23 protein-coding genes are annotated in these 26,546 nt (G+C 72.8%); 16 read left to right on the top strand and 7 right to left on the bottom strand.

Annotated features, from left to right (window positions below; translation table 11 throughout):
* Positions 1 to 112: 112 nt before the first annotated feature.
* The gene (locus ACWDD7_RS16575) at positions 113 to 1,678 is read left to right on the top strand and encodes a cytochrome P450 (protein ID WP_450457818.1); all 1,566 of its coding nucleotides are present in this window, start codon (positions 113 to 115) and stop codon (positions 1,676 to 1,678) included.
* Positions 1,679 to 1,758: 80 nt separating this feature from the next.
* On the opposite strand, the gene ACWDD7_RS16570 is transcribed toward ACWDD7_RS16575, so the two are convergent.
* Positions 1,759 to 2,601, bottom strand: coding sequence for a pentapeptide repeat-containing protein (locus ACWDD7_RS16570; protein WP_450457817.1), 843 nt, complete (start codon positions 2,599 to 2,601; stop codon positions 1,759 to 1,761).
* 200 nt (positions 2,602 to 2,801) lie between these two features.
* Between ACWDD7_RS16570 and ACWDD7_RS16565 the strand changes: the two genes are divergently transcribed.
* Complete coding sequence (locus tag ACWDD7_RS16565; RefSeq protein WP_450457816.1) at positions 2,802 to 3,956, top strand: glutathione-independent formaldehyde dehydrogenase; 1,155 nt, start codon at positions 2,802 to 2,804, stop codon at positions 3,954 to 3,956.
* A gap of 46 nt (positions 3,957 to 4,002) precedes the next feature.
* On the opposite strand, the gene ACWDD7_RS16560 is transcribed toward ACWDD7_RS16565, so the two are convergent.
* Positions 4,003 to 5,304, bottom strand: a complete 1,302-nt coding sequence (locus ACWDD7_RS16560) for an alpha/beta fold hydrolase (protein WP_450457815.1) — start codon at positions 5,302 to 5,304, stop codon at positions 4,003 to 4,005.
* Between the two features lie 291 nt (positions 5,305 to 5,595).
* Between ACWDD7_RS16560 and ACWDD7_RS16555 the strand changes: the two genes are divergently transcribed.
* The 4 genes from ACWDD7_RS16555 to ACWDD7_RS16540 all read left to right on the top strand — a co-directional run bounded on the left by ACWDD7_RS16555 (position 5,596) and on the right by ACWDD7_RS16540 (position 9,678).
* A complete protein-coding gene (locus ACWDD7_RS16555; protein ID WP_351878334.1) occupies positions 5,596 to 6,351 on the top strand; it encodes a (Fe-S)-binding protein in 756 nt (251 codons plus the stop codon).
* A complete protein-coding gene (locus tag ACWDD7_RS16550) occupies positions 6,348 to 7,823 on the top strand; it encodes a LutB/LldF family L-lactate oxidation iron-sulfur protein (protein ID WP_450457813.1) in 1,476 nt (491 codons plus the stop codon). The genes ACWDD7_RS16555 and ACWDD7_RS16550 overlap by 4 nt, the downstream gene beginning before the upstream one ends.
* Positions 7,820 to 8,461 carry a LutC/YkgG family protein gene (locus ACWDD7_RS16545; protein ID WP_351878339.1) on the top strand — a complete coding sequence of 214 codons (642 nt, stop codon included), beginning with the start codon at positions 7,820 to 7,822 and terminating at the stop codon, positions 8,459 to 8,461. The genes ACWDD7_RS16550 and ACWDD7_RS16545 overlap by 4 nt, the downstream gene beginning before the upstream one ends.
* Before the next feature lie 62 nt (positions 8,462 to 8,523).
* Positions 8,524 to 9,678, top strand: a complete 1,155-nt coding sequence (locus ACWDD7_RS16540; protein WP_450457812.1) for an ATP-binding cassette domain-containing protein — start codon at positions 8,524 to 8,526, stop codon at positions 9,676 to 9,678.
* A gap of 24 nt (positions 9,679 to 9,702) precedes the next feature.
* On the opposite strand, the gene ACWDD7_RS16535 is transcribed toward ACWDD7_RS16540, so the two are convergent.
* From ACWDD7_RS16535 to ACWDD7_RS16525, 3 genes are read right to left on the bottom strand one after another with little or no spacing between them, the layout of a single operon-like run.
* Positions 9,703 to 10,638 (bottom strand): ABC transporter substrate-binding protein, encoded by a 936-nt coding sequence (locus tag ACWDD7_RS16535; protein WP_450457811.1) that lies wholly within the window; start codon positions 10,636 to 10,638, stop codon positions 9,703 to 9,705.
* Positions 10,635 to 11,306, bottom strand: a complete 672-nt coding sequence (locus ACWDD7_RS16530; RefSeq protein WP_450457810.1) for an ABC transporter permease — start codon at positions 11,304 to 11,306, stop codon at positions 10,635 to 10,637. The genes ACWDD7_RS16535 and ACWDD7_RS16530 overlap by 4 nt, the downstream gene beginning before the upstream one ends.
* A 28-nt stretch (positions 11,307 to 11,334) precedes the next feature.
* Complete coding sequence (locus tag ACWDD7_RS16525) at positions 11,335 to 12,015, bottom strand: ABC transporter permease (RefSeq protein ID WP_450457809.1); 681 nt, start codon at positions 12,013 to 12,015, stop codon at positions 11,335 to 11,337.
* A gap of 199 nt (positions 12,016 to 12,214) precedes the next feature.
* On the opposite strand from ACWDD7_RS16525, the gene ACWDD7_RS16520 reads away from it, so the two are divergent.
* The 6 genes from ACWDD7_RS16520 to ACWDD7_RS16495 all read left to right on the top strand — a co-directional run bounded on the left by ACWDD7_RS16520 (position 12,215) and on the right by ACWDD7_RS16495 (position 18,194).
* On the top strand, positions 12,215 to 13,072 hold the full coding sequence (locus ACWDD7_RS16520; protein ID WP_392213526.1) for an AAA family ATPase: 858 nt from the start codon (positions 12,215 to 12,217) through the stop codon (positions 13,070 to 13,072).
* Positions 13,069 to 14,415 carry a VWA domain-containing protein gene (locus ACWDD7_RS16515; protein WP_450457808.1) on the top strand — a complete coding sequence of 449 codons (1,347 nt, stop codon included), beginning with the start codon at positions 13,069 to 13,071 and terminating at the stop codon, positions 14,413 to 14,415. Before ACWDD7_RS16520 ends, ACWDD7_RS16515 begins: the two co-directional genes overlap by 4 nt.
* 125 nt (positions 14,416 to 14,540) lie before the next feature.
* Entirely contained in the window at positions 14,541 to 15,509 is a 969-nt protein-coding gene (locus ACWDD7_RS16510) for a D-cysteine desulfhydrase family protein (RefSeq protein ID WP_450457806.1), read from the top strand.
* Between the two features lie 667 nt (positions 15,510 to 16,176).
* Complete coding sequence (locus tag ACWDD7_RS16505) at positions 16,177 to 16,833, top strand: RNA polymerase sigma factor (protein WP_450457805.1); 657 nt, start codon at positions 16,177 to 16,179, stop codon at positions 16,831 to 16,833.
* Positions 16,830 to 17,162 carry a hypothetical protein gene (locus ACWDD7_RS16500; RefSeq protein ID WP_450457804.1) on the top strand — a complete coding sequence of 111 codons (333 nt, stop codon included), beginning with the start codon at positions 16,830 to 16,832 and terminating at the stop codon, positions 17,160 to 17,162. Before ACWDD7_RS16505 ends, ACWDD7_RS16500 begins: the two co-directional genes overlap by 4 nt.
* Positions 17,163 to 17,228: 66 nt before the next feature.
* Positions 17,229 to 18,194, top strand: a complete 966-nt coding sequence (locus ACWDD7_RS16495; RefSeq protein WP_450457803.1) for a pirin family protein — start codon at positions 17,229 to 17,231, stop codon at positions 18,192 to 18,194.
* Between the two features lie 131 nt (positions 18,195 to 18,325).
* On the opposite strand, the gene ACWDD7_RS16490 is transcribed toward ACWDD7_RS16495, so the two are convergent.
* Positions 18,326 to 18,955: an LUD domain-containing protein gene (locus ACWDD7_RS16490; RefSeq protein ID WP_351877181.1), complete on the bottom strand. Its 630-nt coding sequence runs from the start codon at positions 18,953 to 18,955 to the stop codon at positions 18,326 to 18,328.
* Between the two features lie 158 nt (positions 18,956 to 19,113).
* On the opposite strand from ACWDD7_RS16490, the gene sigJ reads away from it, so the two are divergent.
* From sigJ to ACWDD7_RS16470, 4 genes are all read left to right on the top strand, one after another.
* Entirely contained in the window at positions 19,114 to 20,052 is a 939-nt protein-coding gene (gene sigJ, locus ACWDD7_RS16485) for an RNA polymerase sigma factor SigJ (protein WP_351877182.1), read from the top strand.
* Between the two features lie 302 nt (positions 20,053 to 20,354).
* Positions 20,355 to 20,561 (top strand): hypothetical protein, encoded by a 207-nt coding sequence (locus ACWDD7_RS16480; RefSeq protein WP_351877183.1) that lies wholly within the window; start codon positions 20,355 to 20,357, stop codon positions 20,559 to 20,561.
* A gap of 3 nt (positions 20,562 to 20,564) precedes the next feature.
* Positions 20,565 to 24,179, top strand: a complete 3,615-nt coding sequence (locus ACWDD7_RS16475; protein ID WP_450457802.1) for a SpoIIE family protein phosphatase — start codon at positions 20,565 to 20,567, stop codon at positions 24,177 to 24,179.
* Between the two features lie 102 nt (positions 24,180 to 24,281).
* Positions 24,282 to 24,926: a LysE family translocator gene (locus ACWDD7_RS16470; RefSeq protein WP_392216509.1), complete on the top strand. Its 645-nt coding sequence runs from the start codon at positions 24,282 to 24,284 to the stop codon at positions 24,924 to 24,926.
* Positions 24,927 to 25,040: 114 nt separating this feature from the next.
* On the opposite strand, the gene ACWDD7_RS16465 is transcribed toward ACWDD7_RS16470, so the two are convergent.
* Positions 25,041 to 26,357 (bottom strand): PP2C family protein-serine/threonine phosphatase, encoded by a 1,317-nt coding sequence (locus tag ACWDD7_RS16465; RefSeq protein WP_450457800.1) that lies wholly within the window; start codon positions 26,355 to 26,357, stop codon positions 25,041 to 25,043.
* Positions 26,358 to 26,546 lie beyond the last annotated feature (189 nt).

The following is a 26,546-nucleotide window of genomic DNA, read 5'->3' as shown; positions in this document are numbered from 1 at the left end:
TACTTGACGCCGGTTCAACAAGCGGATCACACTGAGGGCCGTTATTGAATCCACGTATAACAGGCGCGCGCCGCGGGCTCAACGGCCCGCCGGGTCAAGGGAGATCGGCGTCATGGCGGAGACGACGCAGAGGCCGCGGAGCACGGACGCGACCGGGGGTCCGCGGCTGCCGAAGGGGTTCCGCAGTGCCGAGCTGGGGTGGCCCGAGCTGGACCGCATCCCGCATCCGCCGCGCCGGCTGCCGCTGCTCGGCGATGTGGTGGGCGTCGACCGGCACAGGCCCATCCAGGACTCGATGCGCTTCGCGCGCGCGTTGGGCCCGATCTTCAGGCGGCGGATCTTCAACAAGGAGATCGTCATGGTGTGGGGGGCGGATCCGGCCGCCGACCTCGCCGACGAGTCCCGGTTCGCCAAGCATGTCGGACTGGGGGTGGCCAACCTGCGCCCGATCGCCGGGGACGGGCTGTTCACCGCGTACAACCACGAGCCCAACTGGCAGCTGGCGCACGATGTGCTGGTGCCCGGGTTCAGCCGGGACGCGATGGAGGGCTACCACGGGATGATGCTGGCGGTCGCCGAACGGCTGACCGACCACTGGGACCGGGAACTGGCCGCGGGACGCACGGTCGACGTGCCCGGGGACATGACCAAGCTGACCCTGGAGACGATCGCGCGCACGGGGTTCGGGCACGACTTCGGGTCCTTCGAGCGGGACCGGCCGCACCCCTTCGTCACGGCGATGATCGGCACCCTGACCTACGCACAGCGGCTCAACGCCGTGCCCGGACCGCTGGCCCCGCTGCTGCTGCGCGGCGCCGCGCGGCGCAACGCGGCCGACATGGCGCTCCTGAACCGTACGGTCGACCGCCTGGTCGAGGAGCGGCGCGGGTCGGACGGCGGCGAGGGGGACCTGCTGGACCGGATGCTGGCCACGGAGCACCCGTCGACCGGCGAGAAGCTGTCCGCGCAGAACGTCCGCCGACAGGTCATCACCTTCCTGGTCGCCGGGCACGAGACGACGTCCGGCGCGCTGTCCTTCGCCCTCTACTACCTCGCCCGGCACCCGGACATCGCCGCGAAGGCGCGCGCCGAGGTGGACCGCGTCTGGGGCGGCACCGGGCGCCCCGGCTACGAGCAGGTGGCCAAGCTCCGGTACGTCCGCCGGGTCCTCGACGAGTCCCTGCGGCTGTGGCCGACCGCCCCCGCGTTCGCCCGCGAGGCCCGTAAGGACACGGTGCTCGCCGGGGACCACCCGCTGCTCCGGGGCGCGTGGGCGCTGGTCCTCACCCCCATGCTGCACCGTGACCCCGCGGTCTGGGGCGACGACGCGGAGGCCTTCGACCCGGACCGCTTCACCCCCCAGGCGGTCCGCACCCGCCCCCCGCACACCTTCAAGCCCTTCGGCACCGGCCTCCGCGCCTGCATCGGCCGCCAGTTCGCGCTCCACGAGGCCACCCTGGTCCTCGCCCTCCTCCTCCGCCGCTACGACCTCCACGCGGACCCCGCGTACCGGCTGACGGTGACCGAGCGGCTGACCCTGATACCGGAGGACTTCCGCCTGGGGCTCTCACGCCGCACGGCACCGGGGCGGCCGGCGGCGGAGGACCCGGCGCCGGAGCAAGAGGACGGCGGGACTGCCGGGGGCGGCTGCCCGGCGCACGCGGGCGAGGGGGGCTGACCGTCCCGGCTCCGGAGCGCCGGCGCCGCCGGACGCGGCCGTTCCCGGTCATCGCCCCGCCGGCGGTACGTCCCCGCCGTTCACCCCCAGTGCGTCGGCCGGCTCAACGCCCCCGGCAGCTTCGTGCCCGCGTTTCCCCGTGCCGCGTTGACCTGCGGCTGGGTGAGGAAGAACGCGCCGGTCAGGTCGGCGTCGGAGAGATCGGCGTCGCGGAGGTCCGCGCCGATCAGGTCGGCGGCGCGGAGGTCCGCGCCGGTGAGGTCGGCGGCGATGAGGTACGCGCCGCGGAGGGTGGCTCCGCGGAGGTCGGCGCCCCGGAGCCGGGCGCCCATCAGGTCGGCGCCCCGGCGGTCCTTGCCCCTTCCGTTCTTCCCGCTCCTGCGGCCGGCCGAGCCGGCGCGGACCAGTTCGCTGGTGCGCAGGAGGAGGACGTTGACCTCCCGGCGGTGCGCGCCGACGTCCAGGACGGCCAGTTCCTCGGCGGACAGCAGGGTGAGGCGTTCGGTGTCCCCGAGCGCCCGGCGCAGATCGGCGTGGACGGGCCGGGCCGCGGGGAGGGACAGTGCCTCGGTCAGGTACCAGAGAAGCTCGTGCAGCTGTCGTACGACGGGAAAGACGTCGAACATCCGGCGGGCCCGCTCCTTGGGCGCCGTCCGCCAGTCCTGCCCGCCGAAGGTGTGCCGCGAGACCTTCTGGCCCGCGCCGAAGCAGTCGTAGACCGTGCAGCCGGTGAAGCCCTCGTCCCGCAGCCGGGCATGGACGCCGCAGCGGTGGTCGGCGGCGAGGTTGGGGCACGGCCGCCCCGCGGGCTTGTCGAGCGCGAAGTCGGCGGACGCGGCGAAGGGCAGGGCGACGCAACACAGCCCGAAGCAGTTTCCGCAGTCCCCGCGCAGCTCCGGAAGTCCGGCTGTCTGATCTGGCATGAGCACAGCCTACTGGGGTCGACCAGCCGGAATCCCGGCCCCCGGAGCCGGGGTTGCGACCCCCGGCGTACGGGCGTTACCTGGAAGTACCGGCGGTGACGCGCGCGCGGGGTTCCGGCACGTGACGAGGGCCCGGGGCGATGCTCCCCCGGCCCCGGCTCGCCGCCGTCATCCAGCGTTCCACGCGGAGGTGACCCAAGGTGAAAGCCGTCGTCTACGAAAAGCCGTTCAGCGTGACGGTGCGGGACGTCGATGATCCGCAGCTCCAGCACCCCAACGACGTGCTCGTACGCGTCACGTCCAGCGCGATCTGCGGCTCCGACCTGCATATGTACGAGGGCCGCACGGCGGCCGAGCCGGGCATCGTCTTCGGACACGAGAACCTCGGTGTGATCGAGGAGGTCGGCAGCGGCGTGTCCTCCCTGTCCGTGGGCGACCGCGTCGTGATGCCGTTCAACGTGGCCTGCGGATTCTGCAAGAACTGTCTCGCGGGCGAGACCGGCTTCTGTCTGACGGTGAACCCCGGCTTCGCCGGCGGCGCCTACGGATACGTGGCCATGGGCCCGTACAAGGGCGGTCAGGCCGAGCATCTGCGGGTGCCCTTCGCCGACTTCAACTGTCTGAAACTGCCGCCGGGCGAACAGTTCGAGACCGACTTCGTGCTGCTCGCCGACATCTTCCCGACCGGCTACCACGGCTGCGAGCTGGCCCAGGTCTCCCCCGGTGAGAGCGTGGCCGTCTACGGCGCCGGCCCGGTGGGTCTGATGGCCGCCTACTCGGCGCTGCTGCGCGGCGCGTCCAGGGTGTTCGTGGTGGACCGGGTGCCCGAACGGCTGGCCAAGGCCAAGGAGATCGGGTGCATCCCCATCGACTTCACCAAGGGCGACCCGGCCGAGCAGATCAAGGAACAGACCAACGGCGAGGGCACGGACAAGGGCGTGGACGCCGTCGGCTACCAGGCCCAGGCGCACGACGACACCCACCACGAGGAACCGGCCATCGTCCTCAACGCGCTGGTGCAGACGGTACGGCCGACCGGCAGGCTCGGCGTGCCGGGTCTGTACGTGCCGTCCGACCCGGGCGGACCCGACGAGCACGCCAAGCACGGCCAGCTGCTGGTCTCGATCGGCAAGATGTTCGAGAAGGGCCAGAAGGTCGGCACCGGCCAGTGCAACGTCAAGCGCTACAACCGCCAGCTGCGCGATCTGATCATCGCCGGGCGGGCCAAGCCCAGCTTCGTGGTCTCCCATGAACTGCCGCTGGAGGACGCGCCGCAGGCGTACGAGAAGTTCGACAAGCGGATCGAGGGCTACACCAAGGTCGTACTGCACCCGGGACACGCGCTCGCCGCATGACGGCCAGGGGTCCGGGCGCCCGGCGCGGGTGCCCGGACCCCCTGTGTCACACCTCGTCCCGGACCACCGCGAGGAGCCGGTCCAGCACCCGGGGCGCGCCGGTGCGCAGCCCGTCGTGCTCGTACTCGTCGGTGACCCAGGTGCGCAGCCCGCGGATGGCGCCGGCGGTCCGCAGGGAGTGGGCGGTGTCGACGTACATGTCGTCGTGGTAGACGGCCGCGGCGACCGGTACCTCGTTGCCGGCGAGGCGGTCGCGGTCGTACAGCGGGGGCCAGTCGCCGCGGGCGGCGAGCAGCTCGGCCGTCTCGCGCAGCGGGCGCAGCGCCGGGTCGTTCTCGAACATCCAGGGGTGGACCGTCTCGCCGGTGAACAGCACCGGGGCGTCGCCCGCGAGCGCCTTCGCGGCGTCGAACTGCGGGAACTCGGCGCGGACACGCTCGGCGGCCCAGGCGGTGGGGCGGGAGTCCTGGCCGTAGATCGACTCGTGGACGAGGGCGTAGAGGGGGTGTCCCGCGTACGACAGCAGGTTCTGGACCTGCTCCTGGAAGGAGTCCGCCAGGTCGAGGCCGGCCGGGGTGCGCACGAAGGCGTCCTCCAGCAGGTGGTGCAGGCGGTGGCTGCCGTCGCCGGTGCCGAGCATCAGGCCGAGGGACTGGAAGGCCTCGACGGTGAGGCGGTAGCCGTTCGGCAGGACCACGTCATGGGTGAGCAGGTGGTCGGCGATCCGGCGGGCCCGGTCGACGTCCTGCGGATACCGGGCGTAGTGCGCGGTGACCTTGCGTTCGATGCGGGGGTAGGCGGCGCGGTAGACGTCCTCGGCGTGCGCGTCGAGGGAGGGCAGCCCGCCGGTGATGAGCGCGGTGTCCAGGCCCTCGGGGGCGAGCGAGAGGTACGACACCGTGCAGAACCCGCCGAAGCTCTGCCCGAGCACGGTCCAGGGGGCGCCGCCGGTGACCTCGGCGCGGACGGCCTCGCAGTCGCGCACGATGGAGTCGGCGCGGAAGCGGGCGAGGTAGTCGGCCTGCTCGGCCGGGCCGCCGCGCAGCGGCAGCGTCTGCCGGGTGGCGGGCGTGGAGCTGCCGGTGCCGCGCTGGTCGAGCAGCAGCACCCGGTAGTCGTCCAGCGCCCGGTCGAGCCACGCCTGCCGCCCGACGAAACGATTCGCCCCGAAGCCCGGGCCGCCCTGGAGGTACAGCAGCCAGGGCAGGTCCTTCCCCGCCTTGTCCCCCGCGACCACCTCCCGCGCGTACAGCTCGATGCGCTCGCCACCAGGATCGGCGTGGTCGAGGGGCACGGTGAACCGGCGGTCGGTCAGGACGACGCCGGGCTGGCGGTAGCTGATGCTCAACGGGTCTCCCGGGAGGGGTGAGGCGGACGGGTCAAGTTCAGCACATGGGCGGGGACGGCAGGTGGACGGGCTTGGCGGTTGCCCGCTGGGCGGGTTCCGCACAAGCCGGCCGGCGGGGGGGACGGTCTCCTCCGGAGCCTTGGCGGGCGCCGTGCGGATGACCGACGGCGATCGCCCGGCGGCGATCCGGCCGCCCGAGCTCCACCGCCGCGCCCCGAGCCTCGGTCCGCGCCGCTCCCGATCCGGCGGTTAGGCTGCGTCGCGCCCCGTGATCGACCCCGAGGAGCCGCGATGCGTGTCGCCCTGTTCCTGACGTGTGTCAACGACACGCTCTACCCGGAGACCGGGAAGGCCGTGGTGAGGCTGCTCGGGAGGCTGGGGGTCGACGTCGACTTCCCGATGGGGCAGACGTGTTGCGGGCAGGCGCACTACAACACCGGGTACCGCCACGAGGCGGAGCCGCTGGCGCGGAGGTTCGCCGAGGTGTTCGGGGAGTACGACGCGGTCGTGACGCCCTCCGGGTCCTGCGGGGCGATGGTGCGGGAGTCGTATCCCCGGATGGGGGAACGGGCCAGGGCCGAGGGGCGGGGCGACTCGCTGGCGCGGGCCGTCGCGCCGGTCGTGCCGAAGACCTACGAGCTGACGGAGTTCCTGGTGGACGTGCTGGGCGTGACCGACGTCGGCGCCCGGTACCCGCACACGGTCACCTATCACCCGACCTGCCACGGCCTGCGCGGCCTGCGCCTCGGGGACCGGCCGCGCCGGCTGCTGGAGGCCGTGGCGGGGCTGGACCTGGTGGAGTTGCCGGGCGCGGACGAGTGCTGCGGGTTCGGCGGGACCTTCGCCGTGAAGAACCCCGCGGTGTCGGCGGCGATGGGCACGGACAAGGTGCGCAACGCCGAGTCGACGGGCGCCGAGGTGCTGTGCGCCGCGGACAACTCCTGTCTGATGCACATCGGCGGCACCATGAGCCGCCTCAGAGTGGGCATGCGGTCCGTCCACATCGCGGAGATCCTGGCGAGCACGGAGGAGGACCCGGCGGTATGAGCGGCACCTTCGTCGGTATGCCGGCCTTTCCCGAGGCCGCGCGGAGCGCCGTGGACGACCCGACCCTGCGCGGGAACCTGCGGCACGCCACCCACACCATCCGCGCCAAACGGGCCGGCGCGGTCGCCGAGTTGGCCGACTGGGCGCAGCTGCGCGAGGCGGGCCGCCGGATCAAGGACCACACGCTGCGCCATCTCGACCGCTATCTGGAGCAGTTGGAGGCGTCGGTGACCGCGGCCGGCGGCACGGTCCACTGGGCCGCCGACGCCGACGAGGCCAACCGGATCGTGACCCGACTCGTCAAGGAGACGGGCGAGTCGGAGGTCGTCAAGGTCAAGTCGATGGCCACACAGGAGATCGGGCTCAACGAGGCGCTGGAGGCCGAGGGCATCCGCGCCTACGAGACCGATCTCGCCGAGCTGATCGTGCAGTTGGGGAGGGACCGCCCCTCGCACATCCTCGTCCCGGCCATCCACCGCAACCGCGGCGAGATCCGCGACATCTTCCGCACCGAGATGGCCGCCTGGGGTCGCCCGGCCCCCGCGGACCTCACCGACACGCCCGCCGACCTCGCCGAGGCGGCCCGGCTGCACCTGCGGGAGAAGTTCCTGCGGGCCAGGGTCGGCATCTCCGGCGCCAATTTCATGGTCGCCGAGACCGGCACCCTGGTCGTCGTGGAGTCCGAGGGCAACGGACGGATGTGCCTGACCCTGCCGCAGACGCTGATCTCGGTCGTCGGCATCGAGAAGATCGTGCCCACCTGGCGCGACCTGGAGGTCTTCCTCCAGACCCTCCCCCGCTCCGCCACCGCCGAGCGGATGAACCCCTACACCAGCACCTGGACGGGGACCACCGAAGAGGACGGCCCCCGCACCTTCCACCTGGTGCTGCTCGACAACGGCCGCACCGATGCCCTCGCCGACCAGGTCGGCCGCCAGGCCCTGCGCTGCATCCGCTGCTCGGCCTGCCTCAACGTCTGCCCCGTCTACGAGCGGGCCGGCGGGCACGCCTACGGCTCCGTCTACCCCGGCCCCATCGGCGCCGTCCTCACCCCCCAGCTCCGGGGCACCACGAGCGAGATCGACGCCTCGCTGCCGTACGCGTCAAGTCTGTGCGGGGCCTGCTACGAGGTGTGCCCGGTCGCCATCGACATCCCCGAGGTACTGGTGCACCTGCGCGAACGGGTCGTCCAGGGCGGCCCCGCGGTACGGCAGGGCAACAAGGTGGTGCTGCGCCCGGCCAAGGGACACGCGGCCGAGCGGGCCGCGATGCGGGCGGCGGCCTGGGCGTTCGGCCACCCGGGCGCCCTGCGCGCCGGCCAGCGGATCGCCTCCCGCTCCCGCCGGCTGCACCCCCGGACCCTGCCGGGCCCCGGGCGGGCGTGGTCCGGCACCCGGGATCTGCCGGCGCTGCCCGCGGAGCCGTTCCGCGACTGGTGGCAGCGCACGCGCGGTGGAAAGGAAGCCAAGTGAACAGCAGGGAGCGGATCCTGGGCCGGGTGCGGCGCGCGCTCGCGGACGTACCCGCGAACGAGCGGCCGTACGAGGAGGCCGTGCCCCGGGACTATCTGCGCGAGCACGGGGAGCGGACGACCGAGGAGACGGTCGATCTGCTGGCCCGGAACCTCGCGGACTACCGCGCGATCGTGCACCGCGCCGACGCGGAGGAGTTGCCGCTCCTCATCATGCGGTTGCTGGCCGAGCGCGGCTCCCAGGAGGTGATGGTGCCGCCCGGCCTGCCGCCCTTCTGGATGGCCGCCGCCGATCCGGTGCGGATCCACGACCGGGCCGGGCTCACCCCGGACCGCATCGACCGGGTGGGCAGCGTGGTGACGGGCTGTGCCGTGGCGATCGCCGAGACCGGCACCATCGTCCTCGACGGCTCGCCCGACCAGGGCCGACGCCGGATCACGCTCGTCCCCGACCACCACATCTGTGTGGTCGAGGTCCCCGGCCAGGTGGTCGCCTCCGTGCCGCAGGCCCTCGAACGCCTCGACCCCACCCGCCCGTTGACCTGGATCTCCGGCCCGTCGGCCACCAGCGACATCGAGTTGGACCGGGTGGAGGGCGTCCATGGACCGCGCACGCTGGAAGTGATCCTGCTGGGCTGAGGGCCGGTACGACGGCCGCCGTCGCCGCGCGTCGTTCCGGCGGCGCCGCTAGCGTGGAGGACATGATCCGGTTCGAGCACGTCACCAAGCGCTACCCGGACGGTACGACGGCCGTGGACGACCTCTCCTTCGAGGTGGCCGAGGGGGAGCTGGTGACGCTGGTCGGTCCCTCGGGCTGCGGCAAGACCACGACCGTGATGATGGTCAACCGGCTCATCGAACCGACCTCCGGGCGGATCCGCGTCGGCGGCGAGGACATCGCCGGCGTCGACCCGGTGCGGCTGCGCCGCCGCATCGGGTACGTCATCCAGCAGGTGGGCCTCTTCCCGCACCGCACCGTGCTGGACAACGCCGCGACCGTGCCCGCGCTGCTCGGCTGGACGCGGGCGCGGGCGCGGGCCCGCGCCGCCGAACTGCTGGACCTGGTCGGCCTCGACCCGAAGACGTACGGGCCGCGCTATCCGGACCAGCTGTCCGGCGGGCAGCGCCAGCGGGTCGGGGTGGCCCGGGCGCTGGCGGCGGACCCGCCGGTGCTGCTGATGGACGAGCCGTTCGGCGCGGTCGACCCCGTGGTGCGCGAGCAGTTGCAGGACGAGTTCCTGCGGATGCAGGCGGCGGTGCGCAAGACGGTGCTGCTGGTCACCCATGACATCGAGGAGGCCGTCCGGCTCGGCGACCGCATCGCCGTGTACGGGCAGGGGCGCATCGAACAGTTCGACACACCGGCGGCGGTGCTGGGGGCGCCCGCGACACCGTACGTCGCCTCCTTCGTGGGCGCGGACCGGGGGCTGAAGCGGCTGTCGGTGACCCCGATCGAGCCGGACGACCTCCGGCAGCCGCCCGTGGCCCGGCCGGACGAGCCCGCCGGACGGGCCCGGGAGCGGCTGCGGGAGCAGGACGCGCGCTGGGCGGTCGTCCTGGACGCGCACGGTGATCTGCACGGCTGGGTCGGCGCCGAGGACCTCGCGGCGGGCGGCACGGTCGGGGAGCTGGCCCACCGGATGACCGCGTGGGTGCCGGTGGGGGCACCGCTGAAGCAGGCGTTCGGGGTGATGCTCCAGTACGACGCCGGGTGGGTCGCGGTGCTGGACGGGGCCCGCTTCCTCGGGGTGCTGACCCCGGCGAAGCTGCACGAGGCGCTGCGCCGCTCGGTGGACGCGGACGCGCGGGGCGTGGCGCGCGGGCAGGTGCCCTTCGACTCCGTGTCGGACGCGTGAGATCCGGCGCCGGCGGACGAGGGCCTACGCCAGCAGGCCCCTGTCCTTGAGGTAGGCACGGGCCACATCGGCGGGGAGCCTGCGCCAGCTGTCGACCTGTTCGTTCAGATCGGCCAGGTCCTGCGTGGTGAGGACGTCGTTGATCCGGCCGAGGACCCTGGTCACCCCGGCGCCGCCCGCGCGGGAGCGGTTGACGACGGGGACCACGTAGTCGGCGTTCTGGAGATGCCGGTCGTCGGCGAGCAGGACCAGGCCGAACTGGTCGAGGGTGGCGTCCGTGGTGGTCGTCAGCACCATCTGGTCCCGGCCGTCCCGCACCGCCTGCTTCGCCGGGGTGGTGCCGACGCCCTTGGGGTCGACGCCGGTCACGTCGATGCCGTACACCTGGCGCAGTCCCGGTGCGCAATACGGCCGTTGCACGCATTCGTCGCCCGCGGCGAGCCGTACCCGCAGGCCCGACGCGCCGAGATCGCCGAGCGTCCTCAGACGGTGGCGGCGGGCGTAGGCGGCGGTCACCGCGAAGGCGTTCTGGTCGACGGCCCGGCCCGGCGGGAGGACGGTGAGGCCGCGGGGGGTGGCGAGCGCGCGCAGGGCCCTCATCGTGGCCCCGAGGTCGGGCGAGCCGACCGGTTCGGCCCCGGCGCCGTGGGTCTTGGCGTTCAGCCAGTCCGCGAAGGTGGCCGCGAACTCGGGCACGACGTCGATCTGCCCGGATTCCAGGGCCGGTTCGTACAGCTCACGGTTGGAGACGGTGAGGACGGAGGTTCTGTAGCCGGCTCGGTTCAGCAGCTGCGCGTACATCTGGGCGAGCAGATCGCTCTCGGTGAAGCCGGCCGATCCGATGGTGAGGTGGTGGCTGTCCCCGGGCGGCGCGGTGACCTGACCGCGGTTCTCCAGGGAGGGGCCGGTGGCACAGGCGGTGAGGGCGAGGAGTGCGAGCACGCAGGGAACGGTCCTCATCGGCCGCCCCTGGCCCACGCCGGTCCCAGCCGTTCGGCGATCCCGAAGACGCCCTCCACGACCAGCGCGAACACCGCGACCAACAGGGCGCCCGAGACCACCTGGGGCGTGCTGGCGAGGTTGAAGCCCGCCGTGATGATCCGCCCGAGGCCGCCGCCGCCCACGAGCGCCGCGATGGTGGCGGTGGCGACGAGCTGCACGGCGGCGATCCGCACCCCGTTCAGGAGCAAGGGGAGCGAAAGGGGCAGTTCCACGTGAAACATCAGCTGCCGGCCGGTCATCCCCATGCCCCGGGCCGCCTGCACGACGCCCCGGTCGACCTCGCGCACCCCGACGTAGGCGTTGGTGAGCAGCGGCGGCACCGCGAACAGCACCAGGGCGACGACGGTGGGGCCCTCGGCCCAGTCGCCGACAGGGGTGAGGAGCAGCAGGACCAGCACGGCGAAGGTGGGTACGGCGCGGCCGACGTTGGAGATGTTCACGGCAAGGGCGCCGCCCCGGCCGAGGTGGCCGAGGACCAGGGCGACGGGCAGGGCGATCAGGCAGCTGAGGACGAGGCAGACGACGGTGAGGACGAGGTGCTGGAGCAGCCGGTGCCACACGCCGCTCTCGCCGTACCAGTGCGCGGGGTCGGCGAGCCAGTCCCAGGTGGCGGTGAGCACGCTCATGGGCGGTCCGCCCCCGCGCGGGCCCCGCTCACGCGCGCGTCACCCTCGTCCACGGCGTGAGCAGCCGTTCCACGCCCAGCAACAGGAGATCCGCGGCGACCGCGATCAGCACGCACAGCACGGACGCGGTGAGCACCTGTGCCTTGAAGTACGTGTTCATGCCCGCGTAGACGAGGTTCCCGAGGCCCCCGTAGCCGACGATCGCGCCGACCGTGACCAGGGAGACGGCGGAGACGGTCGCGACGCGCAGCCCGGCCATCGCGGCGGGCAGGGCGAGGGGCAGTTCCACGGCGAGCAGCAGCCGGATCGGGCCGTAGCCGAGGCCGCGTGCGGCCTGCCGGGTCTCCTCCGGGACCGCGCGCAGGCCCGCGAGGATGTTGCGGACGAGCAGGGTCAGCGAGTACAGCACCAGTCCGGCGACGACCAGGGTGGCGGAGAGTCCGTAGAGGGGCAGGAGCAGGGAGAACATCGCCAGGGAGGGGATGGTGTAGAGGATCGTGGTGACGGCGAGCACCGGTCCCGCCGCCCAGCCCCAGCGGCGGGCCGGCACCGCGAGCGGCACCGCGACGAGCAGCCCGATCAGGACGGAGAGGGCGGTCAGCTGGAGGTGCTGGACGACCGCGTCGAGCAGTATCCCGCGGCGGCTGCTCAGATAGGCGCCGCAGATCCAGTCGTTGCGCGCGAGGCAGTCGTCGGGGGCCGCGGTCACGGGTCCATTGGACCGGGCGGGACGCGGGGGCCGCGCGGGGTGGTGGGCCGTACGGGGGAGCGGACGGGGTGAGGCCGCAGGACCGGCGCGTGGCCCGCGCGTGACAGCAGTACTGAACAAGCGCTTAGATAGGAGCGATTGGACAGAAGCGCTCGGACAGCATCCTGGACGCTGCTCCCCGACCCGCCGGAGGACCCCGTTGTTCACGTCCGTCGACGATGTCTCCGCCCGCCTCGCCGAGACCGGCTACCTCGCCTCGCCCGCGGTCGCCACCACGGTGTTCCTCGCGGCCCGGCTCGGGAAGCCGCTGCTGGTGGAGGGCCCCGCCGGGGTCGGCAAGACCGAGCTGGCCAAGGCCGTCGCCCAGGTGGCCGGCGCCCGCCTGGTCCGGCTCCAGTGCTACGAGGGCGTGGACGAGTCCCGGGCGCTGTACGAGTGGAACCACGCCAAACAGCTGCTGCGCATCAGCGCGGGCCGGGACGAGAGCTGGGACGAGACCCGGACCGACATCTTCAGCGAGGAGTTCCTGCTCCCGCGCCCGCTGCTGACCGCGATCCGCGGCGACGAGCCGACGGTGCTGCTGATCGACGAGACCGACAAGGCCGACGTCGAGATGGAGGGCCTGCTCCTGGAGGTGCTCAGCGACTTCCAGGTCACCGTGCCGGAGCTGGGCACGGTCACCGCGACCCGACGCCCGTTCGTCGTGCTCACCTCCAACGCGGGCCGGGAGTTGTCCGAGGCGCTGCGCCGCCGCTGCCTGTTCCTGCACATCGGCTTCCCGGAGGAGGAGCTGGAGCGGCGGATCGTACGGCTGAAGGTACCGGGGCTGCCCGAGGCGCTGACGGAGTCGGTCGTGCGGGTGGTCGGGGCGCTGCGCGCGATGGACCTGCGCAAGGCGCCGTCCGTCGCCGAGACCGTCGACTGGGCGCGCACCCTGCTGGCCCTGGGCGCGGACACGCTGGACGAGACGGTCGTGCGGGACACCCTCGGGGTGATCCTCAAGCACCAGGACGACATCCAGAAGGCCGCGGCCAAGCTCGACCTGGACGCGCTGTGACGGACCCCGCCGAGCGGATCACCGGCCTGGTCGGGGCGCTGCGCGCGCACGGGGTGCGGATCGGCACCGGGGAGACGGTGGACGCGGCCCGCGCGGCCGAGGCGCTGGGGCTCGCGGACCGGGAGCTGCTGCGCGAGGGACTGGCCGCGACCCTGCTGCACGGCGCGGCCCAACGTGCCGTGTTCGACCCGGTCTTCGACCTCTACTTCCCACGTGGGGTGGGCGGTCCGGGCGGCGGACCCGCCGACCGCGAGACCCTGCGCGACCGGCTCGCCGAGGCGCTGGCGGCGGACGGAGCCCTGCTGGCCCAGTTGGCGGCTCAGGCGGTCGACGGCCTCGGCGGATACGGGAGTTCACCGCAGTCGGACGGGTGGTCGGCGTACCAGACCCTCGAACGGCTGCGTCCGCAGACCCTGTTGGCCCGTGTACGGGACGATGTGCGGGCCCGCGCGGGGGACGGCGCCTTCGCGGACCGGCTGCTGGACGACGAGATCCGGCGCCGTATCGAGGAGTTCGGGCGGCTGGTCGGGGCGGAGGCGCGGCGCCGGGTCGCGGAGCGGCGCGGGCGGGACGAGATCGCGCGGCGCGGGGTGCGGCCGACCGCCGACCGGGTGGACTTCCTGTTCGCGAACCGGGACCAACTCGCCGAGCTGCGCAGGGCCGTTCAGCCGCTGGCGCGCAAGCTCGCCACCAGGCTCGCCGCACGCCGCCGCCGGGCCGCGCGCGGCACCGTCGACCTGCGCCGGACCCTGCGTTCCTCGCTCTCCACGGGCGGCGTCCCGATGCGGCCGGTACTGCGCAGGCGCCGCCCGGTCCGCCCCGAACTCGTCCTGCTCTGCGATGTGTCCGGCTCCGTCTCGGGCTTCTCGGACTTCACGATGCTGCTGGTGCAGGCGCTGCACGACCAGTTCAGCAAGGTCCGGGTGTTCGCCTTCGTCAACCGGCTGGACGAGGTGACCGGCCTGCTCGACCACGGCCGCGCCGACCCCGAGGGCCTCGGCGCCCGCATCCGCGACGAGGCCACGCTCACCGGCTGGCACGGCAGCAGCGACTACGGCATGGCGCTGGGCGAGTTCGCCGAGCGGTACGGCGCCGCGGTCGGCCCGCGCACCACGGTGTTCGTCCTCGGCGACGCCCGCACCAACCGGAGCGACCCGAACCTGCCCGCGGTCCGCGAGATCGCCCGGCGGGCCCGGCGGGTGTACTGGCTGAACCCCGAGCCGGCCGGCCAGTGGGGCACCGGGGACTCGGTGGCGCCGGCGTACGCGGAGCTGGTGGAGATGCACGAGTGCCGGACGGCGCGGCAGCTCGGGGGGCTGGTGGGGCGGCTGTTGCCGGTGTGAGGCAGGCGGCGGCCCGCACGGCGGCGGGTGCCGGGGTGTGACGTACGACGCCGGCTGTGATCGACTGGCCGTCGTACCGCCGTCACCGTACCGAGGGCCCCGGCCCCCCGCCCGCGAGGATGTCCATGACGCACCCGCCCGTGCCGCTCGGCACCTTCCCCACCCCGCTCGAACCGGCCCCCCGGCTGGCCGCGGCACTGGGGCTCGGCCCGGAGGACCTGTGGGTCAAACGGGACGACCTGACCGGTCTCGGCGGTGGCGGCAACAAGATCCGCAAGCTGGAGTGGACGGTGGGCGCGGCGCTCGCCGAGGGCGCGGACACGCTGGTGACCACGGGCGCCGCGCAGAGCAACCACGCCCGGCTGACCGCCGCCGCGGGCGCCCGGCTGGGCCTGGACGTCGTCCTCGTGCTGCGCGGCGCGGCCGGTGCCTCCCGCTCCGGGAACCTGGCGCTGGACGGGCTGTTCGGGGCCCGGCTCGCCTGGGCGGGCGACGTGGACCGGGCGGGTCTGGACGCGGCCGCCGCCGAGGTGTGCGACCGGCTGCGCGCGCGAGGGGCCCGGCCCGCGCTGATCCCGTTCGGCGGGTCCGGGACGCTGGGCGCCCGGGGCTATGTGCGCTGCGGCGAGGAACTGCGCGCCCGAGTGCCGGACCTGCGGACGGCGGTGGTCGCGCTCGGCTCCGGCGGCACCATGGCGGGCCTGGTCGCCGCCCTCGGCACCGGTTCCGTGCTCGGCGTCGACGTCGGCGCGCTGGCCGACCCGGCCGCGGCGGTGGTGGCCTTCGCGGCGCCGCTCACCTCGGAGGCGGTCACGGCGGAGAGGCTGCGGGTACGGCGGGACCAGGTGGGCACGGGGTACGCCGCGCTGACCGAGCCGGTGACCGAGGCCCTGCGGCTGGCCGCGCGTACCGAGGGGATCGTGCTGGATCCGACATACACGGGGCGGGCCCTGGCCGGGCTGCGGGCGGCGGTGCGCGACGGTTCCGTACGGCCCGGTGAGAAGACGGTGTTCGTGCATACCGGGGGGCTGCCCGGTCTGTTCGGGCACGCGGACGCGGTGGCGGCCGCGGAGGAGGGGGCCGGGGTGTACTGAGCCGGCGCCGGCGAGGCGGTACGGGTCGTACGGGAAATCCGCCGGCCGGTACCCGCAACCTCGCCCGGGGCCGGGCGTCTGTCGGGGTGGAGGCCTCCACTTCGACCAGTCGTCCGACCCGAACCCCGAAGGAACCCATGTCCGCACACCGTGTCCCCCGCCCGAGCCGCGCCCGCAGGCTGCGCGCCGCCCTGGGGGTCTCCGCGCTGGGCGCGGCACTTGCCGTCACCGGCACCGTGGCCGCGCAGGCGGCGCAGTCCCACCACCACGCCGCGGCGACGCCGAGGCCGGTGCCGTCTGCTCCGGCGACGCCGACACCCGTACCGTCGGTTCCCGGCGGTACCGCGACCCCGACACCCGTACCGTCGGTTCCGGGCGGTACCGCGACCCCGACACCCGTACCGTCGGTTCCGGGCGGTGCGGCGAGCCCGGCTCCCGCACCGGCTCCCGCGCACCCGGCGTCCCCGGCCCCGGTGCCGTCCCCGGCGCACACCGCGACGCCCTCCCCCGTGCCGTCGGCGCCCGCCGCCCCGCACCACGGGCAGGCGGGGCCGCGGCCCGTACCGCCCCACGGCCCGGCCACTCCGGCGCCGGTTCCGCAGCACTGAGGTGGGGCGGGTGCGGGAGCCGTCGCGCGGCGGCTCCCGCACCCGGTCCCGGGAGATCCATGACGACAACCACACCACCGGCGGCCCTGCCCTGGGAACGGTCCGGTGCGGCGCAACCCCCCACGTCCTGGCGGAGGTTCATCGGGCTCCTCGCCCGCACCCGCACGGACACGACCACCGGGCCCGCACCGCGCCCCTTGCTCGACGGCACGCCGACCGCCCTTGAACCATCGCCGGGGATCGAGGAGTTGTACCACCACCGCCGACTGCCCCTGGTGCGCCTGGCGGTGCTGCTGGTGGACGATCTGCCCACGGCCGAGGACGTCGTACAGGACGCGTTCACCGCGCTGTTCCGCCGGCACGGGCATCGACTCGCCTCCCTGGACGACCCCGAGGCGTACCTGAGGACCAGCGTGGTCAACGCGGCCCGCTCGGTGCTGCGCCGCCGCAGGACCGCGCGGGCGCACACCCCCGACCCGGAGGGGCACGCGCCCGCGCCGGAGGAGGACGTCCTGCTCCACGAGGAACACCGGGAGGTGCTGGCGGCGCTGCGCACCCTGACCCGGCGCCAACGGGAGGTACTGGTGCTGCGCTACTGGTCGCATCTGACCGAGGCCGAGATCGCGGCGACGCTCGGTCTGTCGCGAGGGGCCGTCAAGTCCACGGCAAGCCGGGCCCTGGACGCGCTCGGCCGGCGTCTGGAGGGCTCCCGGTGAACCACTCGCCCGTCGAGGAACGGCTGCGCGCCGCCCTGTCCGCCCGCGCGGACGCCGTCGGTCCGGCCGACCTGCGCCCCCGGCACCCACCGACCGCCGCGCCGCGGGCCCTCCGTCCGTCCCCGCGCGGGACCCTGGCGGGCCTGCTGGCCCTGGCGGCGGTGGCGGCCCTGCTGTTCCTCACCGTCCACGGCACCCGGGCGCACCCGGCGGAACCGGCCCGCTCCCCCGCCCCGACGGTCAGCACTCCCTCACCTCACCCGAGTTCCGCGTCCCCCACCCCGCTCCCCAGGGCCGTCCCGTCGTCCCCCGCGCCTCCTCCGCGGTGAGACGGCGACCGAATCGCACCCGTTCGCGCTCACCGGTCCGGCCTCCGCACCGCTAGGTTGGGCCGTATGAGCAACCTTGACCGCGCGCCCGTGCCCTCCGTCTGCGGTGGCCGTGGCTTCGTCGTCGCCGAACCCGTCCGCGAACTGCTGAGCCCCCACCAGGTCAAGCTGGGGGAGTCGACCGAGGTGCGACGGCTGCTGCCGAACCTCGGCCGCCGCATGATCGGCGCGTGGGCCTTCGTCGACCACTACGGCCCGGACGACATCGCCGACGAGCCCGGCATGCAGGTCCCGCCGCATCCCCACATCGGGCTGCAGACGGTCAGCTGGCTGCACGAGGGCGAGGTGCTGCACCGCGACTCCACGGGCAGCCTGCAGACGATCCGGCCCCGCCAACTGGGTCTGATGACCGCGGGGCGCGCGATCAGCCACTCCGAGGAGAGCCCCCGCCCGCACGCCCGTTTCCTGCACGGCGCGCAGTTGTGGGTGGCGCTGCCCGACGCCCACCGGCACACGGACCCCACGTTCGAGTTCCACGCCGACCTGCCCACGGTCACCGCGCCCGGCCTGACCGCCACGGTGATCCTCGGCGACCTCGACGGCTCCGTCTCCCCCGGCACCGCCTACACCCCGCTCCTCGGCGCCGACCTCGCCCTCACCCGGGGCGCGGACGTCCGGCTGCCCCTGCAACCCGACTTCGAGTACGGCGTCCTCGCGATGTCCGGCGAGGTCCACGTGGACGGCGTCCCCGTCCTGCCCGGCTCGATGCTCTACCTCGGCTGCGGCCGCTCCGAACTCCCCCTGCGCGCCGAGTCCGACGCCGGCGTCATGCTCCTCGGCGGCGAGCCCTTCGCCGAGGAGCTCATCATGTGGTGGAACTTCGTGGCCCGTACCCAGTCCGAGATCGAGGAGGCGCGCGAGGAGTGGATGAAGGGGGCCCGGTTCGGCGAGGTGAAGGGCTACGACGGAGCTCCGCTGCCGGCACCCGAACTGCCGCCGGTGCCGTTGAAACCGCGCGGAAGGGTGCGCTGACCCGTCCGTATCCGGACCCGACGAGTTCAGGTGGAGGGGGAGGTCTGAAGCGGCGTCCCCAGAAGCAGTGGCCCTGGTGGCTCACCCCGCTGCCGCTCCGGATCAGCCTCGGCCGGACGACTCCTGGTGGTTCAGAAGCCGATGGCTTCGCGGAGCAGCAGGACGGTGCCGCGTCCCGGGGCGAATTCCGCGTTGAGGATGAGGAGACGGTTGATGGCGCTGGGCCACCCGTGGACTGCCTGGGTGCGGGCGCTTTCCAGGGGGAGGCAGTGGTCTTCGACGCGGCGCAGCGCGGTGGGCAGGTCGGGTACGACCTTCTGCGCCCCGACGATCCAGATCGCGCGGGCGGCGCCGCCGGCACTGCCGGGCAACTGGTTTCCGCTGCCCGAGGCGATCACGAGGGAGCCGGTTTCGGTGACGGCGTGGACGCTGCCCACGATGACGTCGGGGCCGGCGGTCAGCCGCCGGATCTCGTCCATCTGGGTGGCGCGGTCCATGGCCAGGGCGCGCGGTTTGATGGCGTCGTATCGCCCGCTGTCGTTGATGTCCTCGGCGATGCCTGACAGGCGGAGGGTCTCGCTGGCCCCGGTGAACACGCCGGCGCCTTCCGGTATCAGATCCCTGACGCGCGCACGCGCGGCGGCGGCGTCGTCGAGGATCTCCACGGTGAAACCGTGTGCGGTCAGCGCGGTGGCGGCCCGCTCCAGGGACTGGGCGGGCGCCGGGTCGGCGAACGGTGTGGCCGGCAGTGGGGTGGTCATGATGTCTCTGAGCTCCCTGTTCGCTGGATGATGGGTCCGTCTCAGCAGTTCGACAACTCAGCCCCCCGGAATGTGAGGCGACGCACCGGCCTCACATTCCGGTGCGCTGTCTTGTCGGACCGGTGAGGACAGACGCGACCGAGGGAGCTGCCGGCACGATGACCACCCGATCCGAGCCAGGACAGGACCGGCCCGATCCGGGCCTGGACGCGATCATGAGCGAACGGCGTCAGCTGATCAATCTCTCCTACCGGCTTCTGGGCTCCCTGGCCGAGGCCGAGGATGCCGTCCAGGAGACGTACACCCGTTGGTACGCCATGTCCCGGCAGCAGCGGGACGCCATCGAGTCCCCCGGCGCCTGGCTGACGACGGTCACCGGCCGCATCTGCCTCAACCTGCTCGGCTCGGCACGGGCCCGGCGGGAGACCTACGTGGGTGAATGGATTCCCGAGCCGCTGCCCGAGCGTACGGAGTGGATCAGCGGGCGGCAGGGCGGCACCACGGTCGATCCGGCCGACCGGGTCACCCTGGACGAGTCGGTCAACCTGGCGTTCCTGGTCCTGCTCGAATCGATGACCCCGGCCGAGCGCGTCGCGTTCGTCCTGCATGACGTCTTCTGCCACTCCTTCGCCGAGGTGGCCGAGATCGTCGGCCGTACCCCGGCGGCCTGCCGCCAGCTGGCCTCCTCGGCCCGCCGCCGCATCCGGGCCGCGCGGCCCGCCGCGACTCCGGCGGCCCGGCGCGCCGGCCTCGTCAGGGACTTCAAGCAGGCGTGGGAGGCCGGGGACATCGACGCCCTGATCGGCCTGCTCGACCCCGACGCCACGGCGATCGCCGACGGTGGCGGCGTCGTCACCGCCTTCCTGCACCCCATCGAGGGCGGCGAGCGGATCGCGCACGCCTGGGCCGAACTCGCCCGCCGCAGGCCCGCCGACATGACATTCCTGGAACGCACGGTCAACGGTCAGCCCGGCCTGGTGGCCCAGCAGGACGGCGTCACCGTGACGGTGCTCGCGTTCGAGGTCACGGGCGACCGGATCAAGCAGATCTGGGTGGTACGCAACCCCGAGAAACTCCGTCGCTGGACGGCAGAGTGAGACGCGTCCCCCTGCCGGCACCCGCAGTCCGTGATCGGGGCCACGTTCTCGGGGGTCTTCCAGCGGGCTTCCGGTCTCGAACCCGTGCTCGCAAGCGCGTCCCGTCGACGCCGGAGGGATGACCGTCCTTCACGCGCAGCACGCAGCGGGTGTGGCGGCTCGGCGAGGTAGCAGACGTCTCGGCGCCGTGTTGAACTGAGCAGAGTGCGCGTCGCTACGGCGCCGATCGACACCTCAGCGTGACCTGGCACAAATTCGGGCGTGCGCCGCACAGCACGACTTTGAGGACGTGGAGGCGGTTCATGGCGGAGTCGCGAAACGACGAGCAGCTCAGTCTGCGCCTGGCGGCCGTCGCGGCGTTGGGCTTCATACTGATCGTTCCGCCGTTCCTGGCGCGGTTCGATCGCATGGGCCAGGTCTTCGGCGTCCCCGTTCTCGCGACTTACCTGTTTCTCGTCTGGGCGATCGTGATCGGTCTGGTCGCCGTGATCGGCGGCAGATCGAGGTAGGCCGTGCTCCAGACCTGGTTCATCGTCGTCGTTTCGGCCGGGTACCTCGGCCTGCTTTTCGCGGTGGCCTTCTACGGTGACCGGCGGGCGGATTCCGGTCGGAGCGTCATCAACAACGCCACGGTCTACGCGCTGTCGTTCGGCGTGTACGCCACCTCGTGGACGTACTACGGCAGCGTGGGCTGGGCCGCCACGTCGGGAGTCGGCTTCCTGACGGTCTACCTGGGGCCGACGCTCATGCTCGCGCTGAGCTGGCTGGTGCTGCGCAGAATCATCCGGATCAGCCGCCGGCACCGGGTCACCTCGCTGGCCGACTTCGTCTCCGCCAGGTACGGCAAGAGCACCGCGCTGGGCTGCCTGGTGACGATCATCGCCGTGGTGGGGGTTGTCCCCTACATCTCGCTGCAGCTCAAGGCGGTCTCCCTCACCTTCGCGATCGTTCGGCGGCACCCCGAGATCGCCTCCACCCCGCAACTGAGCCGTATTCCCCTGTTCCAGGACACCGGGTTGTACGCAGCGCTGGTGCTCGCCGCGTTCACCATCGTCTTCGGCACCCGTCATCTGGATGCCACCGAACGCCACGAGGGCATGGTCGCCGCTATCGCGCTGGAGTCCGTGGTCAAGCTGGTGGCGTTCCTCTCGGTCGGGATCTTCGTGGTCTTCTGGATGTTCGGGGGGCTCCACGATCTGTTCTCGCGGGCCGCGGACGCCGACCTCACCACGATGTTCACGCTGCGGGAGCACACCGGTTACGGCATGTGGGTGTGGCTCATCGTGCTGTCCATGCTGGCGATCGTGCTGCTGCCCCGGCAGTGGCAGATCAGCGTCGTCGAGAACGTCGACGAGAGGCACCTCAAACGGGCGATGTGGCTGTTCCCGCTGTACCTGCTCGTGATCAGCGTCTTCGTGCTCCCGATCGCGGCCGGCGGGCTTCTGCGGTTCGGAAAGGCCGTCGACGCCGACACCTATGTGCTGACCCTGCCGATGGCCGAAGGCCAGCAGGCGCTCACACTGCTCGTCTTCATCGGAGGTCTCAGCGCGGCCACCAGCATGGTCATCGTCGAGACGACCGCGCTGAGCACCATGGTGTCGAACTCACTCGTGATGCCGCTGCTGCTGCGCAGCAGGTCGAGGCTGGCGCACCGGGACAAGCTCGCCGGACTGGTGCTGGGCATTCGCCGGGCGACCATCGTGCTGATCCTGCTGCTCGGGTACGCGTACTTCCGGTTCGCCGGCGAGGAGACGGCACTGGTGTCGATCGGCCTGGTGTCGTTCGCGGCTGTGGCACAGTTCGCGCCCGCCGTCCTGGGCGGCCTGTTCTGGCCGGGTGGTACCCGCCGGGGCGTGCTGGTCGGGCTGGTGGCGGGGTTCGCCGTATGGGCCTACACCCTGGTGCTGCCGAGCCTCGCCGATGCGGGGGTGCTGTCTGCTTCCTTCCTGCGGGACGGCCCACTCGGCATCGGGCTGCTCCGGCCGCGGCAGTTGTTCGGCCTGGCGGGAATGGACCCGATCAGCCATGCGATGTTCTGGAGCGCGCTGCTGAACTTCGGCGGGTACGTCGCGGTCTCCCTCGCGGACCGGCCGGACGCCGCCGAGCGGGCGCAGGCGGAGCAGTTCACCGAAATCCTCGGAGAACCCGTCAGGGAGCGGCACTGGCGGGTCCGTGTCACGGTCGGCGAACTACAGACCCTGCTGGAGCGCTTCCTCGGGTGGGAGGGCGCCCAGCGGGCGCTGCGCTCCTACCCCGGAGAGAGACCCGGCTCACCGGCGGCCGAAGCGCCGCCGGAGCTGGTCCATCACGTGGAAGCCCAGCTCGCCGGTTCGGTGGGCGCCGCGTCCGCGCGGCTCGCGGTCGCCGCGGTGGCCGGGGAGGAGGAGCTCGGCACCGAAGAAGTGATGGAGATGATCGGCGAGGCGTCGCAGAGGGTCGAGTTGGTCCGGTGGCGGCTGAAGTTGCTCTACGACGCGACCGGCGGCATCGGCACCACCCTCGACGTGACCCGTACAGCCGAAGAGCTGACGCAGGTCGCGGTGCCGCGCTTCGCCGACTACGTCGCCGTCGATCTGGCCGAGTCCGTGCTGCACGACGGGGAACTGGGGATGAACGGCACGAGCGACGGCGGCAAGCGGATGCGGCGCGCGGCCGTCAGCGGCATCCGCGACGACGCTCCCTTCTTCGCCGTCGGTGACCTGATCACTTTCGGACCGGCCTCGCCACAGACCCGCAGCATCGAGAGCGGGCAGGCGGTCCTGGTGCCTCGTCTGCGTGATGCCACGCGCTGGCAGGAGATGGACCGCAGGCGGGGCTCCCGTATCATCGACTACGGAATCCATTCGCTCATCACGGCGCCGCTGTCCGCCCGCGGCGTGCTGCTGGGCGTCGTCCATTTCTGGCGCTCCCAAAAGCCCGAGCCCTTCGACCAGGACGATCTCTCCCTCGCGGCGGAACTGGCCACCCGAGCCGCCGTGTCACTCGACAACGCACGCCGCTATACCCGTGAGCACGGCCTGGCCGTGGCGCTGCAGCGGAGACTGCTGCCCCGGGCGCTGCCCGAACAGAGCGCCGTCGAGGTCGCTTCCCGTTACCTGCCCGCAGAGGCGGTGGGCGGCGACTGGTTCGACGTCATCCCGCTGCCAGGCGCCAGGGTGGCGCTGGTCATGGGCGACATCGTCGGGCACGGACTGCATGCCGCGGCCACCATGGGGCAGCTACGCACCGCCGTACACAACTTCTCCACCCCCCTGGACCTGCCGCCCGACGAACTCCTCAGCCACCTCGACGAGTTGGTCGCCCTTATCGACCAGGACGCGATCGCGGCCGGCGACAAGACCACCGTCACCGGCGCGACCTGCCTGTACGCGGTCTACGACTCCGTGTCCGGCGACTGTGCCGTCGCCAGCGCCGGTCACCTCGCGCCCGCGCTCGTACACCCCGACGGGACGGTGGAATTCCTGGACGTACCGTCCTGCCTTCCCCTCGGCATCGGCGGACTGCCCTTCGAGTGCGCCGAATTGCGTTTGCCCGAGGGCAGCAGGCTCGTCCTGTTCACCGACGGCCTCGTCGAGCGCCGCGGCCAGGACGTCGACACCGGGCTCCGGCTGCTCCGCGAGACGCTGACGCACGCGGGCCGGTCGCCGGAGGAAACCTGCGACGCCGTGCTCGACGCCCTGCTCCCGGAGTTCCAGAGCGACGACATCGCGCTGCTCGTCGCCCGGACCCGGGTGCTGGGGCCCGCGCACGTCGCCGAGTGGGACGTGGAGCGCGACCCCGCCGCCGTCCGCCGCGTGCGCGCCGCCGTTTCCGCCCAGCTCGTGGAGTGGGAGCTGGACGACCTCGTGCCCACCACGGAGCTGATCTGCAGCGAACTGATCACCAACGCCATACGCCACGCCACCGGGCCCATCAAGACGCGGTTGATCCGCAACAACGCGCTCTTCTGCGAGGTCTCCGACCACAGCAGCACCTCGCCGCACCTGCGTTACGCGGCCAGCACGGACGAGGGCGGACGGGGCCTCTTCCTCGTGGCCCAGTTCGCCGAGCGCTGGGGCACGCGCTACACCAGGGACGGCAAGGTCATCTGGGCGGAGCAGCCGACACCGGGGACACGCGGCGGGTGATCGGCTGCGGACAGGGGGGACCGGGGACGCCTGGGCGGTGATGACCGCCTTCGATGCCGGGGTGGCACCTGTCGCGCCGCGTCTGACAGGGTGGCGTGTGTGATGATCTCATCGGCGGCAGCCGGCGGAATGGCCCTGGTCGAACTGGGACTGGCACTGACGCCGGGCCCGAACATGGTGTACCTGGTGTCCCGGAGCGTCAGCCAGGGCCGCGGGGCCGGGCTTGTCTCGCTGGTCGGGACCGCGGTGGGCTTCCTTGTGTACATGACCTTGGCCAACGTGGGCCTGGCGGTGGTCTTCGTCGCCGTCCCGTGGCTGTACATCGGTTTCAAAGCCGTCGGCGCGGCCTACCTCGCGTTCCTGGCCTGGCAGGCGCTCAGGCGCGGCGGCCGCGGGTTGTTCGAGCCACGCAGCCTCCGGCGCGACTCGCACTGGAGGCTGCTGCGGATGGGGCTGATCACCAACCTGCTCAACCCGAAGGTCGCCATCCTGTACCTCGCGCTCATCCCTCAGTTCATCGACCCCGCACGCGGCCACACCACGGCCCAGGGGTTCGAGCTCGGCGCTGTGCAGATCGCGGTGGGCCTCACCGTGAACGCGCTGATCGTGCTCGCGGCCGGATCCATCGCCGGCCTGTTCAAGAGCCGCCCGGCATGGCTCACGTGGCAACGCTGGACCACCGGGAGCCTTCTCGCTGCCGTCGCGATCGCCCTCGCCCGGGAGGTACCCGCCCGCGCGCGGGCTTGACCCCCGTCCGCAGACCACCCGTTGGTCGGGGTCGGGTTCGGGCGAGCGGGACGGCGGGGAACGCGGCTCGACGTCGTCGGGGTGGGCGGCGAGCCGGTCCAGGAAGCCTGCTTCTCACCGTGCCGGGTCGTCCGAGGGGATACGCAGGGCGAGCAGAGCGACGTCGTCGTCGAACACCTGCCGACTCCGGCTGATCAGAGCGTCGCACAGCTCGTCCGGCGGGGCGGTGGCCAGGCGGGCGGCCTGTTCGGCCAGGTCGTCCAGCCCCGCGTCGATGTCCTGGTCGCGGCGCTCGACCAGCCCGTCGGTGAACAGCAGCAGGGTGCTCCCGGGCGGAAGGGGGTGCTCGTGGCTGTACCGGGGGACGGATGCCTCGATGCCCACCGGGATGCCGTGACGGGCGGGTGCCAGGTAGGTCGTGCCGCCGTCCGCGCCGACCACCAGCGGCGGCAGATGCCCCGCGTTGCTCCAGCCGAACGTGTACTGCCCGCCCTCTCCACGGCCGCGCTCGATGCGACCGAACACCAGGGTGGCCGTCGGCGGGTCGTCGGACATCATCAGGGCGCGGTCCAGTCGGGACACGACCAGACCGGGCGGCTCGCCCCGGTCGAAGGCGAGTGCCCGCAGCATGTTGCGGATCTGCCCCATCAGCGGGGCGGCCTCCACGTCGTGGCCGGTCACGTCCCCCACCACGACACATGTGGCGCCGTCCGGCAGGACCATGGCGTCGTACCAGTCCCCGCCCAGCCTGGGCAGCTCGGAGGCGGGCTCGTAACGGGCGGCGGCCTGAAGCGGCGCCAGGTCGGGAAGAACGGGCAGCATGCGGCGCTGGAAGTGCTCGGCGACGCGTTTGAGGTGCTCGTACAGACGGGCGTTCTCCAGACTGATGCCCGCGGCGCTGGCCAACGCCGTCAGCAGGCCCTCGTCGTCGTCGTCGAAAGGCGTACCGTCCCTCTTGTCCGCGACGTAGAGGTCACCGTGGACCGTGCCGCGCATCGTGAGCGGAACGCCCAGCAGAGTCCGCATGACCGGATGCCCGGGCGGGAAACCGGCCGAACGAGGGTGCGCGGCCACATCCGCCACCCGCAGCGGCTCCTGGTCGTCCACCACGGTGTGCAACAGGCCGTGGCCCTGCGGCAGGCCCATGGCGGCGCACATCTGTGGATCATCGATGCCCACGGTGATCAGATCGACGACCGTGCCGCTCTCGTCGAGCACGCCCAGTGCCCCGTAACGCGCGGCGACGAGGTCGGTGGCCGCCTCCACGATGCGACGCAGCACGGTGCGCGTGTCCATGTCGGTGCTGACCGCCCCGACCGCGTCCAGCAGGTGCCGCAGCCGGTGCCGGTCCAGGGCACGCTGCGGCGGTCGCGTGATCGGGCCGTCCCCGGCCTGTCCACGTCCCCGCTCCTGCCACGGATCGTGCGCCATGGTGCTTCCTCCCGGCGCGGTCGAACGCCGTCATCATGTCGCCCCGCCTTGTCACACTACGCGCACACCTGGTCGGAGGCAGGCCGCGGCGAACGCGCCGCCTGCTCACGACCCTGAAGGCCGCCACGGCCGGCGTGGTCGCGGAGAGTGCGCCGGCGCGTCCCGCGTGCGGCCGGGCGAGGGCGTCGG

This window comes from Streptomyces sp. NPDC001056, assembly GCF_053598955.1.
Note: the sequence above shows the minus strand (reverse complement) of the source record. Positions and strands in the feature narration are given on the sequence as shown.